This window comes from Paraburkholderia dilworthii (assembly GCF_000472525.1).
Lineage (GTDB): Bacteria > Pseudomonadota > Gammaproteobacteria > Burkholderiales > Burkholderiaceae > Paraburkholderia > Paraburkholderia dilworthii.
The window spans coordinates 76,411-88,784 of record NZ_AWZT01000031.1 but is presented as its reverse complement, the minus strand read 5'-3'; the positions used below and the strand labels follow the sequence as shown (position 1 = coordinate 88,784).

Annotated in this window: 13 protein-coding genes; 9 read left to right on the top strand and 4 right to left on the bottom strand. The window is 61.6% G+C overall.

The window, feature by feature from the left end:
• Nucleotides 1-420 precede the first annotated feature (420 nt).
• Both F759_RS0123830 and F759_RS0123825 read right to left on the bottom strand, forming a co-directional pair.
• Nucleotides 421-1,692, bottom strand: coding sequence for an SGNH/GDSL hydrolase family protein (locus F759_RS0123830; protein WP_027802074.1), 1,272 nt, complete (start codon nucleotides 1,690-1,692; stop codon nucleotides 421-423).
• A 121-nt stretch (nucleotides 1,693-1,813) separates the two neighbouring features.
• On the bottom strand, nucleotides 1,814-3,439 hold the full coding sequence (locus F759_RS0123825) for an NAD(P)/FAD-dependent oxidoreductase (protein ID WP_027802073.1): 1,626 nt from the start codon (nucleotides 3,437-3,439) through the stop codon (nucleotides 1,814-1,816).
• Between the two features lie 211 nt (nucleotides 3,440-3,650).
• On the opposite strand from F759_RS0123825, the gene paaA reads away from it, so the two are divergent.
• The 8 genes from paaA (at nucleotide 3,651) to F759_RS0123785 (ending at nucleotide 9,939) form a co-directional block, all read left to right on the top strand.
• Nucleotides 3,651-4,649: a 1,2-phenylacetyl-CoA epoxidase subunit PaaA gene (gene paaA / locus F759_RS0123820; protein ID WP_027802072.1), complete on the top strand. Its 999-nt coding sequence runs from the start codon at nucleotides 3,651-3,653 to the stop codon at nucleotides 4,647-4,649.
• 39 nt (nucleotides 4,650-4,688) lie between these two features.
• The gene (gene paaB, locus F759_RS42320; RefSeq protein ID WP_027802071.1) at nucleotides 4,689-4,973 is read left to right on the top strand and encodes a 1,2-phenylacetyl-CoA epoxidase subunit PaaB; all 285 of its coding nucleotides are present in this window, start codon (nucleotides 4,689-4,691) and stop codon (nucleotides 4,971-4,973) included.
• 8 nt (nucleotides 4,974-4,981) lie between these two features.
• The gene (gene paaC / locus F759_RS0123810; RefSeq protein WP_027802070.1) at nucleotides 4,982-5,785 is read left to right on the top strand and encodes a 1,2-phenylacetyl-CoA epoxidase subunit PaaC; all 804 of its coding nucleotides are present in this window, start codon (nucleotides 4,982-4,984) and stop codon (nucleotides 5,783-5,785) included.
• Between the two features lie 25 nt (nucleotides 5,786-5,810).
• Nucleotides 5,811-6,365 carry a 1,2-phenylacetyl-CoA epoxidase subunit PaaD gene (gene paaD / locus F759_RS0123805; RefSeq protein ID WP_027802069.1) on the top strand — a complete coding sequence of 185 codons (555 nt, stop codon included), beginning with the start codon at nucleotides 5,811-5,813 and terminating at the stop codon, nucleotides 6,363-6,365.
• A gap of 1 nt (nucleotide 6,366) precedes the next feature.
• Nucleotides 6,367-7,455, top strand: coding sequence for a 1,2-phenylacetyl-CoA epoxidase subunit PaaE (paaE, locus tag F759_RS0123800; protein ID WP_027802068.1), 1,089 nt, complete (start codon nucleotides 6,367-6,369; stop codon nucleotides 7,453-7,455).
• A 140-nt stretch (nucleotides 7,456-7,595) separates the two neighbouring features.
• Nucleotides 7,596-8,411 (top strand): DUF1835 domain-containing protein, encoded by an 816-nt coding sequence (locus F759_RS0123795; RefSeq protein ID WP_027802067.1) that lies wholly within the window; start codon nucleotides 7,596-7,598, stop codon nucleotides 8,409-8,411.
• Between the two features lie 9 nt (nucleotides 8,412-8,420).
• On the top strand, nucleotides 8,421-9,029 hold the full coding sequence (locus tag F759_RS0123790; protein ID WP_027802066.1) for a TetR/AcrR family transcriptional regulator: 609 nt from the start codon (nucleotides 8,421-8,423) through the stop codon (nucleotides 9,027-9,029).
• Between the two features lie 241 nt (nucleotides 9,030-9,270).
• The gene (locus tag F759_RS0123785; protein WP_027802065.1) at nucleotides 9,271-9,939 is read left to right on the top strand and encodes a GNAT family N-acetyltransferase; all 669 of its coding nucleotides are present in this window, start codon (nucleotides 9,271-9,273) and stop codon (nucleotides 9,937-9,939) included.
• A gap of 84 nt (nucleotides 9,940-10,023) precedes the next feature.
• Here the strand turns inward: F759_RS0123785 and F759_RS0123780 are convergent, their stop codons facing one another.
• Nucleotides 10,024-10,521 (bottom strand): Lrp/AsnC family transcriptional regulator, encoded by a 498-nt coding sequence (locus F759_RS0123780; RefSeq protein ID WP_027802064.1) that lies wholly within the window; start codon nucleotides 10,519-10,521, stop codon nucleotides 10,024-10,026.
• 177 nt (nucleotides 10,522-10,698) lie between these two features.
• Here F759_RS0123780 and hppD point away from each other — a divergent pair, with 177 nt between their 5' ends.
• Complete coding sequence (gene hppD / locus F759_RS0123775; RefSeq protein ID WP_027802063.1) at nucleotides 10,699-11,796, top strand: 4-hydroxyphenylpyruvate dioxygenase; 1,098 nt, start codon at nucleotides 10,699-10,701, stop codon at nucleotides 11,794-11,796.
• 162 nt (nucleotides 11,797-11,958) lie between these two features.
• Here the strand turns inward: hppD and F759_RS0123770 are convergent, their stop codons facing one another.
• The gene (locus F759_RS0123770; RefSeq protein WP_027802062.1) at nucleotides 11,959-12,156 is read right to left on the bottom strand and encodes a hypothetical protein; all 198 of its coding nucleotides are present in this window, start codon (nucleotides 12,154-12,156) and stop codon (nucleotides 11,959-11,961) included.
• Nucleotides 12,157-12,374: the final 218 nt, after the last annotated feature.

Sequence of the window (12,374 nt, the reverse complement as noted above, 5' to 3'; positions counted from 1 at the left end):
ACTGACGAATGATCCAACCATCTTGCGACAGTCAAACCTTCCTTTCATTACTGTGTGAGACTTGATACTTCCGCTTTATCGCCAGACCCCACGGAATAACCCGCAAGGCCCGGCGCGCATCGCGCATCAAGCGCCCACACTTATCGGCTGTTAGTTTTTAAAGATCGGTCCGCCTCACGTCGCGCTGCCNACCATCACCCACCCGGCACCGCTTCGTTCCGCGTCGCTGCATCAGCAGCAGAGAAACGAGATTATGAAGACTCTCTTCCGTCTCGTCAACTACATTTTTTGCTTTCGCTTAAAACCTTGTTGACGCCCCGGCCGCTGGTTTCTGCCGCGGCCCTCGTTCGCAAACGAGGAGGCGAATAGTAGGTCACCGTCGGCCTCATGACAAGGGTTTGACGAAAACTTTTCGACCACTCACTTCCGCGCCGAATTCAGTAGCGCGTCGACGGGAACCGCCTCGCCCATAGCCGCGTAACCGGCATCTCCAGGATGGATGTGATCGCCGCTATCGAATCTGCGTTGCAAATGATCCGGCTGCGCTGGATTGCGAAGTGCCGCGTCGAAATCCACTACGCCGTCGAAAGCGTGGCTCGACCGAATCCATTGGTTGACGACGAGGCGAATGCTTTCACGCTGCGGCGGGAGCGACGCGGGCGTCAACGTTCCGCCGAATACCTTCACGCCCGCGTGCCGGGCCGCTGCGATCACCCGCTGATAACCCGCGATCAGGTCGGCCGCCGTCACCGAAGCATGTGGGAAGTCGCAATCGAGACCGCTGCGGGCCGGCATCGCCGCAAAATTGATATCGTTGATGCCGATCAGCAAAACGACTGCCTTGACGCCAGGCCGCTCCAATACATCACGGCCAAACCGCGTCGTGAGCGCTTCGCCATAGCACGGGGAATCGTTTAGCAGCCGGTTACCGCTGATACCTAAATTGACCACCGCAGTCGGCCGGCTCCCTGCCGTTGCCAACCGTCTCGCGAGGACGTCGGTCCACCGGCGATTCTGATTCAGGCTGGAGCGCATGCCATCCGTGATCGAATCGCCGATTCCCGCGATCGCCGTCGATCCCGGCACCGCCTCCACCGACAATCCCGTCGCCCATACATATTGAGTGAAGCGTCCGCGAAACGCCTCATCTGCCGCGTCGGCCGCGTGATCACCCGGTCCCGAGACGTAATTGACCTGGTTAGCAACGCGATGCCATGCCGCGATCCGTTGCTCGGGTCCCATGAACGCGCTGAGTGCGTAAGCGGCGCCCCCGGTAATGTCCATCGCAACCGGGTCGCTATCCAACTCGCGGCCCGGCGGGACGCTCACGGCGCTATTCCCGCTGAACGTCACGCGCGCGCCACCGCTAACGGCCGTCGCCGCGCCGCCCGCGGACCGCGCGATGCGCAGGTCCTCGATCACCAGCGGCGTCTTGCCGTACTGGTTACTGAGGTGGATGCGCGCAGACTTTCCGGACAGCGTCGGATAAACAATCTGACGGACGGTGCGCCCAGCCACTTCGGGCGCGCGATACAACGGCGGCAAGTCGGCCCGCTGCGGGATGGGCTGCAACGCCGTCGCCCACGCGGTGACCCAACGCGCCGGGGCATCGGCCGCAGCGACGGTTGGTGAAACGGCAAACTGGCAAAGCAGCGCAGCGCCGCATGCGGCGACTAAGGAACGAATGGTCATTCCAGTATCTGGCTCGAAGCAAAACGGGCATTGTGCACGATCGCACCGGCCGACGCGGCGAGCAGCGTCGCCACGACAAGCCAGCAGCGCGAAGCGTGCGGCCGACTGGAGCCAGGCAGACTTAACCGGCCGCGTGCGCCCCGGTCATCTTCAAAGCGAGCGCCTCGGCGACCTCGATCCCGTCGATCGCTGCCGAATAAATCCCGCCGGCGTAACCCGCGCCCTCCCCGGCTGGATACAGACCCTCGATGTTCATGCTCTGGTAGTCGTCGCGGCGGCGCACCCGGATCGGCGACGACGTCCGCGTCTCGACCCCCGTCAACACAGCGTCATGCATCGCAAAGCCGGCGATCTTCTTGTCCATTTGCGGCAGCGCTTCGCGGATTGCCTCGATCACGTAGTCCGGCAGCGCTGTGCTCAGATCCGTCGGATGCACACCCGGCTTGTACGACGGCACCACGGAACCGAGCGATGTGGACGGCCGGCCAGCAATGAAGTCGCCAACCAGTTGCCCCGGCGCCATATAGTTGCCGCCGCCGAGCTCGAACGCCCGCTCTTCCCATTTTCGCTGAAACGCAATCCCGGCAAGCGGCCCCCCGGGATAATCGTCAGGCGTAATGCCAACCACGATGCCCGCGTTCGCATTGCGCTCCGCGCGCGAGTACTGGCTCATGCCGTTGGTGACCACGCGCCCGGGCTCGGACGTCGCCGCCACCACGGTCCCGCCCGGGCACATGCAGAAGCTGTACACCGCCCGTCCGTTGCTGCAGTGATGCACCACCTTGTAGTCCGCGGCGCCCAGTTGCTTATGGCCCGCAAACTTGCCGAACCGGCTGCGGTCGATCAAACCCTGCGGGTGTTCGATCCGGAACCCCAGCGAAAACGGCTTCGCTTCTATATAGACGCCGCGGTCGTGCAGCATCTCGAACGTATCGCGCGCACTGTGACCGACGGCCAGCACCACATGCTCGCAGCGCAGCGTCTCGCCGGTCGACAGCTTGAGCCCGCGCACTTTCCCCTGGTCGATGTCGATATCGTCCACACGCGTCTCGAAACGCACCTCGCCGCCCAGTTCGTGAATGGTCGCGCGCATTTTCTCGACCATGCTCACAAGACGAAATGTGCCGATATGAGGCCGGCTCAGGTACAGGATGTCTTCCGGCGCACCCGCGCGCACGAACTCGTCTAGCACTTTGCGACCGTAGTGCTTCGGATCCTTGATCTGGCTGTACAGCTTGCCGTCCGAAAAGGTGCCCGCGCCGCCCTCACCGAACTGCACGTTAGATTCGGGGTTTAGCACCGACTTGCGCCACAGCCCGAAAGTATCCTTGGTGCGCTCGCGCACGGCCTTGCCGCGCTCGAGGATGATCGGCCGGAAGCCCATCTGCGCGAGGATCAACCCGGCGAAGAGCCCGCACGGCCCCATGCCGATCACCACCGGGCGCATCGTAGTGAGTTGCGCTGGCGCCTTCGCGACAAACCGGTACGTCATGTCGGGCGTCAGCCCGCAATGCGGCACGTCGGCGATTCGCTTCAGCGCGGCCGCTTCGTCCACCACCTCGACATCGACGATATAGGTGAGCTTGATGTCGGCGCGCTTGCGGGCATCGTGGGCGCGCCGGAACACCGTATATCGGATGAGCCCGTCGTCAGGCACGCCGAGTTCCGCGAGGCGCGCGCGGACGGCGGCTTCGAGAGCACTCTCGGGATGATCGAGCGGGAGTTTGATTTCGCTGAGACGTAACATGAGTACCGGGGATGCAGGAGGACCACGAGTCGCGGCCAATTCGCAATTTTATAGGTTAAGCGTCGACCCGGGGACACAGCACCCGCGAAACGTCCTGCGGCGATTGCGCCGCCGCTATGGTTATGCTCGCGCCATCTCAAAAAATTTATTAACCGACCGGTCGGTTGGCTTATACTGTGCAGACCCGATAACTTCCGCAGAAGAGCGCCCTATGTACACGCAATCTCTGGATATTCCCGGCAACGTGGCTCCGCTGGACTCTGGCGCAGCATCGCCGGAGCAGGTGCAGTTCGACGCCGTGATGGCCGCCGACGGCAAAATCGAGCCGCAAGACTGGATGCCCGAGGCTTACCGCAAGACGCTGGTCCGCCAGATTTCGCAGCACGCGCATTCTGAGATTGTCGGCATGCTGCCGGAAGGCAACTGGATCACCCGCGCGCCGAGCCTGAAGCGCAAAGCTATTCTGCTTGCCAAAGTGCAGGACGAAGCCGGTCACGGTCTCTATCTATATAGCGCGGCAGAAACGCTAGGCGTCTCTCGCGACCAGTTGGTTGCGGCTCTGCATTCCGGCAAAGCGAAGTATTCGAGCATCTTCAATTACCCGACGCCCACCTGGGCCGATGTCGGCGTGATCGGCTGGCTGGTCGACGGCGCGGCGATCATGAACCAGATTCCGTTGTGCCGTTGCACCTACGGCCCGTACGCCCGCGCGATGATCCGCATCTGCAAGGAAGAATCGTTTCACCAGCGCCAGGGTTTCGACGCGCTGATGGCGATGATGTCCGGCACCGAAGCCCAGCGCGAGCTCGTCCAGCAGGCGGTGAACCGCTGGTGGTGGCCAGTGCTGATGATGTTCGGGCCGAGCGACAAGGATTCGATCCATAGCAATCAGTCGTCGAAATGGGGCATCAAGCGTATTTCGAACGACGACTTGCGTCAGAAATTCGTCGACGCCACCGTCGATCAGGCGAAGGTGCTCGGCGTCACGCTGCCCGACCCGGACCTCAAATGGAACGAGGCGCGCGGCCATTACGACTACGGCGACATCGACTGGGAAGAGTTCTGGCGTGTGGTGAACGGCGACGGTCCGTGCAATCGTGAGCGCCTCGGCACGCGCGTCAAAGCCCATAACGACGGCGCGTGGGTTCGCGAAGCCGCCCTCGCCCACGCCGAAAAGCAGCGCCAGCGCGCACAACAGCAAGCCGCCTGACAAGCGCGGCACGCCAGGCAAAGAATCAGGAGATCAGGAATGAACAAGGAATGGCCGATTTGGGAAGTCTTCGTGCGCAGCAAGCAGGGACTCGACCATAAACACTGCGGCAGCTTGCATGCCGCCGACGCGCAAATGGCGCTGCGCATGGCGCGCGACGTCTACACGCGCCGCCAGGAAGGCGTGAGCATCTGGGTCGTGCCGTCTTCGTCGATCACGGCGTCCGCGCCGCGAGACAAGCCGGAACTGTTCGACCCGGCCGGCGACAAGATCTACCGCCACCCGACGTTCTACACGCTTCCCGACGAAGTCAACCACATGTAAGCGCGGCCATGAACATCACGCCTGAACATTTGCAATACGTGCTGCGCCTCGCGGATACCGCGCTGATCCTCGGTCAGCGCAATAGCGAGTGGTGCGGCCACGGCCCGATTCTCGAAGAAGACATCGCGCTATCGAATATGAGCCTCGATCTGGTCGGCCAGGCGCGGCTGCTGTACACGCACGCAGCCTCGCTCGAACAGCAACTCACCGGCAAGACGCGCACGGAAGACGATTACGCTTACTTTCGCGCCGAGCGTGAGTTCGCGAACTACACATTGGTCGAATTGCCGCACTACGGTCCGCTGTCCGCTACCGCCAAGACTGAGAAAGACTATGCGGTCACGATCGTGCGCAACTTCCTTTACTCGACGTTGATGGCGCATTTGTGGACCGCGCTCAAGCAATCGACGGACGCGCAGCTTGCTGCGATCGCGTCGAAATCGATCAAGGAGACGAGCTACCACGTGCATCACGCGAGCGAATGGCTGATCCGCTTCGGCGACGGCACCGAGGAATCGCATCGTCGCGCGCAGGCCGCGCTGGATTACCTGCTGCCGTACACGCGCGAGTTTTTCAGCACGGATGCCGTCGAACAAACGATCACCGCCTCAGGCATCGGACCGCTGACCGCCGAGCTCGAAACCGCCTGGCTCGACGACGTACGCGCGACACTCCAGCAAGCCACGCTCACGCTGCCCGAACCCGTCAAGCACGTCACGACCGGCAAGCACGGCGAGCATTCCGAGCACATGGGCTTCGTGCTCGCTGAAATGCAGAGCCTTGCGCGCCAGCACCCCGGCGCGACGTGGTGACCCTGCTAACTCCGGTAATTCGACCATGACGACCTCGACTGCGACTCACAAAGCGGACGCCACGCTCCAACGCGCGTGGGCAGTGCTCGAAACGGTGCCCGATCCGGAGATTCCGGTGGTGTCGATTCGCGAGCTCGGCATTTTGCGCGATGTCCGGCGCACCGACGATGGCGCGCTCGAAGTCGTGATCACGCCGACGTATTCAGGTTGCCCTGCCATGTCGCAGATCGCGGAAGACGTCGCTCATGCACTCGACGTCGCGGAACTCAGGCCCTACCGCATCGCCACCGTGCTCGCGCCAGCATGGACCACCGATTGGATGACCGCCGACGCCCGCGAAAAGCTGCGCGCCTACGGCATCGCACCGCCCACCGGTGATTGCGGTTCGGCGGCTCCGGATAGCGGCACGCCGCAGGAAAAAGTGCTGCGCTTCGTGCCGCGCGCGCTGCCCGCGCCGTCCTGCCCGAGATGCGGTTCGGCACATACCGAACGTCTCGCGCAATTCGGCTCGACCGCTTGCAAAGCCCTATACCGCTGCCTCGACTGCCGCGAACCCTTCGACTATTTCAAACCATACTGATATGGCCACCCCGCAATTTCATCCGCTGCGTATCCGCGAAGTGCGGCCGGAAACCGCCGACGCGGTCTCGGTCGCGTTCGAAGTCCCCGTGGAACTTCGCGAGCTTTATCGCTTCACGCAAGGCCAGTTCGTTACGCTGAAAACGCACATCGACGGAGAGGAAACGCGCCGCTCGTACTCGATCTGCGTGGGCGTGACCGACTATGACCGCGACGGCGAACTTCGCATCGGCATCAAGCGCGTGCGCGGCGGACGCTTCTCGAACTTCGCTTTCGACACGCTGCAGCCGGGCCACACGATCGACGTAATGACACCGGACGGTCGCTTCTTCACGCATCTGAACGTAGACCACGGCCAGCAGTACGTTGCGTTCGCGGGCGGCTCGGGCATCACGCCGGTGCTCGCCATCATCAAGACGACGCTGGAGGTCGAACCGCGCAGCACTTTCACATTGATCTACGGCAATCGCAGCGTCGATCAGATCATGTTCGCCGAAGAGCTCGAAGACTTGAAGAACCGCTTCATGAACCGCTTCGTGCTCTATCACGTGCTGTCCGACGATTTGCAGGACGTCGAACTGTTCAACGGCGTGCTCGACCAGCAGAAGTGCGCGGCGTTTCTGGACAACCTCATGCCGGCCGATTCCATCGACGAAGCCTTCATTTGCGGCCCCGCGCCGATGATGGACGCCGCCGAGGCCGCGCTGAAAGCCGCCGGCGTGCCGCCCGAAAAGGTGCACGTGGAACGCTTTGGCTCGCCGCTGCCGCAAGCCGGCGTGCCGCCCGTCGAAATCACCGAAGATACGCCTGCGGCCGACCTGGAAATCGTGCTCGATGGAAAACGCCGCAAGCTGCGCCTGCCGTACCAGGGCGTAAGCGTGCTCGACGTCGGCCTGCGCGCTGGCCTTGCGTTGCCGTATGCATGCAAAGGGGGCGTTTGCTGCACTTGCCGAGCAAAAGTGGTGGAAGGCGAGGTGAAGATGGAAAAGAACTACACGCTCGAAGAGCATGAAATCCGCGACGGTTTCGTGCTGACGTGCCAATGCCATCCAATCAGCGACCGCGTGGTGGTGAGCTACGACGAACGTTGAGCGTGCTATAGCTTGATGCCGCGATGCTTTGAGCCGTTCCGCGATCCGCTTACACTAGGGGCCGCTCGCAATCGGACCGTTGAGTCCGGCTCGCGAGCGGCCTTTTAGTCAATCGCCCAACAAGAATCCAATCACGGCCGATGAGCACGATCCATCTCACCAACGGCGACGTCGCCGCGGAATCATTGCGCACCGCATTGCGCGAAACGGGCCGCAACGATCGCGTGCACGCACTGCGCGACGATCTGGCCGTCGGCCCATTGCGCGGAATCGACGACGGTCCGGAAGTGCGCGCCGCGTTCTGGGACCGCGTGAGCGCAGACTCGAAGCGCGATTTCCTTCGCGAGTTTCGCGAGCAGGGCGCGACGCTGGAAGCCATCGCGCGCGGCGACTCCAATCTGGTGGTCTGGCATGGCGAAAGCGCATCCGACCAGTTGATGCTGCGCCGCGTGAGCTATTACCTGCGCAATAACCCGCAGCGGCTGAACGAAGTGCGTCTGTCGATTCGCGATCTCACCGACACCGGCGCCTGGGCGCACAGCCGCAAGGATCGCGCGACATCCGTCGGCATGTTTGCGCCGACCGTCTTGCAGGCACGCTTGCCCGACGCCGCACCCATCTCCGTGTTGCGCATCAGCCGGCTCGCGCTGGAATGGCAGGAGGCCAAACATGCGAACGGCGAAACCCGGCGCTGGCGCGACAACACGTTCACGAGCGGCAGCTTCGCCGATCTCGACGCGCTGATACTCGAGCACGTCAGCGCCGACTGGCAGCCCGCCGCCCGCGTCGCCGCCGAGGTGATGACTGCGGAGTTGTACTTCCTCGTCAGCGACAGCATTGTGCTGTGGCGCTTGCGGGAGCTAGCTGCAACACGCCGCATCAAACTCCGCGGCGACCCCTGTGCATGGCGCACGCTGGAGTTATGCGCGGCACTCGCGCCCTGTCACACTAATTAAAAAGCGACTATGGCCCGCACCCGAGCGCCCGACCACGAAAGCCAGCGCGAACAGATTCTCGAGCTAGCTGCGGCGAAATTCGCGCAGACGAGCTATCCGAGCACGTCGATGTCAGATCTCGCCGCAGCAAGCGGCACATCGAAAGCGCGCCTCTATCACTATTACGAGAGCAAGGAAGCGATTCTGTTCGATCTGCTGGACCGCTACACCAAGCGGCTGATGCTGATCATCGCCGAGGTGGAGGGTGCGAGCCAGCGCCGCGGCCTGACCGAGCGCGAGACTTTCGCAGAACTGATCCGTGCGTTCCTGTCCGAGTATGAAACCTCACATAGCCGGCACGTCGCGCTTCTGAACGACGTGAAATATCTTGTCGACGCCCAACGCGAAGTGGTTCTGAACCGCCAGCGCGATGTCGTGGCCGCGTTCGCGCGGCAACTTGCGCGTGCTTATCCGGAGCGCGCCACGCGCGAAAACCAGACCGCGCTAACGATGATGGTGTTCGGCATGATCAACTGGACATTCACCTGGCTGAAGCCGGGCGGCCGCATGGGCTACCGCGAATTCGCCGAGCAGGTGGTAAGTATGGTGGACCACGGATTGGGATCTACACAGGCGTAATTGCGCAGCACAGCAATATGCGAACAAGATAAACGGGCAGTTGCTCGGGCGCGACAACTTGTCACGAACGCCCGTTCATTTCCATAGTCCCTTTAAATTCATAAGGTTACAGGTTCGGCTCTGTCCGATTAGGCAACCATCTCGACATTAGATACGGGTTTTCCCTAGTTATGGCCTCGTGTTTCCGCTAGAATCGTTTTGCGGTGCACCAATGCCGCACGATCACAAGGAGAACCTGACCATGAACCTGATTACACCCCGCGCCGCCGAGCCGATCGTCGCGCACGATCGCATGTCTCTGCCAGCCGGCCGTGCACCTGCTCTGGTCCGTGAACTCACTGCGATCGACCGCGAACGGCTATTGGCGCACTTCCTCGCACTGGACGAAGACGACCGCCTGTTGCGCTTCGGCCAAATCGTGCCGGACCACGTCATCGAAAACTATGTCCGCGCCATCGATTTCACGCGCGACACCGTGTTCGGCGTGTTCGACAATCAGTTGCAACTGACAGGCGTCGGCCACCTCGCCTATCTGCCCACTGAGGGCGACAAGCGCACAGCGGAGTTTGGCGTTTCGGTGCTCGAAAGCGTGCGCGGTCAGGGCATCGGTTCAAAACTGTTCGAACGCGCGGCGATCCGCAGCCGCAACACCCACGTCACCACGCTATACATGCACTGCCTGTCTCGCAATTCGACCATGATGCACATCGCGAAAAAAGCTGGCATGAAGATCGAGTACGCGTACGGCGAAGCCGACGCTTATCTGACGCTGCCCCCGGCCGACCAGACGAGCATCATCAGCGAGATGCTGCAGGAACAGGCCGCGGTGTTCGACTACGCGCTCAAGCGTCAAGCGCGCCGTGCTTCGAAATTGCTGGAGAGCTTTATGCCGGCAGTCGCTGCGGCCTGAACATCCGCCGCATCGAGCGAACAACGACAAAGGGCAGCTTCATGGCTGCCCTTTTTCTTTGCCGCGAATGTCGATTCGCGCGTCTCATAAGATCGGCAACGCGGTCGTCTCCTTGATCTTTTCGAGCGAAAAGCTCGTCTTGACGTCGATCACCGACGGATGATGCAGCAGTTGATCCTGGACGAAGCGCGAAAAATGCGCCATGTCTTCCACGTGAACCCGCAGCAAATAGTCCATGTCACCGGTCATTGCGTGACAAGCCACCACCTCCGGCCACGCCTGAACGGCCGCACGAAACAGATCCGCGTGTGTCGCGTCGCCGCGCGGGCTGAGCGCCGGCCCGCCGCGCTTTTCCAGCCGCACATTGACGTACGCGAGCAAATCGAGCCCGAGGCGCTGCGCGTCCAGCAACGCGACATAGCCGCGAATCACTCCGCTCTCTTCGAGCCGCCGTATGCGCCGCAAACAGGGGCTCGGTGAAAGATTGATCCGCTCGGCAATCTCCTGATTCGATAGCCGGCCATTCTCCTGAAGGATCGTCAGGATGCGCCGGTCGATTGCGTCTATCTCTATATTGGTCATTTTCTGCGCCTCCGCCTCGAATGCGAGCTAGAAAATAGCGCGATCCTAGTCTCACGCGATTAATTTCGCAAGTTTTCGCCGCACTTCGGCATTTACACTTGCGTCATTCAGTCGCGCTCAATCACATTTCGTGCACGCGACTCGCCGGCGCAAAGCGCCTCGACATGGAGACAGACAATGCAGGTTTCAACTTGGGAAAACCCGGTCGGCACAGACGGCTTCGAGTTCATCGAATACACCGCGCCCGATCCGAAGGCGCTCGGCAAGCTGTTCGAGCAAATGGGCTTTACCGCGGTCGCCCGGCATCGTCATAAGGACGTGACGCTTTATCGGCAGGGCGAAATCAACTTCATCGTCAACGGCGAGCCGGATTCGTTCGCGCAACGCTTCGCGCGCTTGCACGGCCCGTCGATCTGCGCGATCGCGTTCCGTGTTCAGGACGCGGCAAAGGCCTACAAGCAGGCGCTGGAAAAAGGCGCGTGGGGCTTCGACAACAAAACCGGGCCGATGGAATTGAACATTCCGGCGATCAAAGGCATCGGCGATTCGCTGATCTATTTTGTCGACCGTTGGCGCGGCAAGAACGGCGCGGCGCCCGGCAGCGTCGGCAACATCGATATTTACGACGTCGACTTCGAGCCGATTCCCGGCGCGAATCCGCAACCCGTCGGTCACGGCCTCACGTACATCGACCACCTCACGCACAACGTGCACCGTGGCCGCATGCAGGAATGGGCCGAGTTCTACGAACGCCTGTTCAACTTCCGCGAAGTGCGCTACTTCGACATCGAAGGCAAGGTGACGGGCGTGAAGTCCAAAGCGATGACCTCGCCATGCGGCAAGATCCGCATTCCGATCAATGAGGAAGGCTCGGAGACCGCGGGCCAGATTCAGGAATATCTGGACGCGTATCACGGCGAAGGCATCCAGCACATTGCGCTTGGCACCAACGACATTTACCGCACCGTCGACGGTCTGCGCGCGTCGAACATCTCGCTGCTCGATACCATCGATACGTACTATGAACTGGTCGACCGCCGCGTGCCTAATCACGGTGAGCCGCTCGAAGAACTGCGCAAGCGCAAGATCCTGATCGACGGCGCGCCGGATGACCTGCTGCTGCAAATCTTCACGGAGAATCAGATCGGGCCGATCTTCTTCGAGATCATCCAGCGCAAAGGCAACCAGGGCTTCGGCGAGGGCAACTTTAAGGCGCTGTTCGAATCCATCGAACTTGATCAGATCCGCCGCGGCGTGGTGCAGGACAAAGGGTGAATTCCTGGCCGGCGGCAACCGTGAGCCGAACAGGCATTGAACAATAGTCATTGACAAAACGACAAGGGCGAGGATCGTACGATCCTCGCCCTTGTCGTTTGCGCCGCCGTCCGACTGGGAGCGACGGCGGGTTAGCCAGCGATACGCCGCATCAGCAGCGCATCACGAATTCTGGTCTTCCTTGTCGGACGCACTTTCACGGGCGATCCGATTGATCGCGACGCGCGCAGGCGCGACGAGCGCCGTCCGGCTAATTACGCTCGACGGCGTCCCCGTGCCCGCATTCGAGCGCACCGGCGCACTCATTGCGAAAAATGCGGCCGAAACCATCAGGAAGGTCTGGATATTTCTACTGTTCATGCGTACTCCTTTTCTAACTGCCCTGTTGTCCTGAAGCGCCGCAACATGCAGCGCGTTACACAGACATTGCTCACAGGTGCCGTGTTAGACAAACAACCCGGCTTCGGTTCCGCGAAATTGTAGCTTTTACAGCTTGTTACACCCGGGCGACCTCGGGCGTCGGACGAAGTTTGCACAACAGTGCGCGAGCGCGCATAACCCGCATGGCAATCACTAGC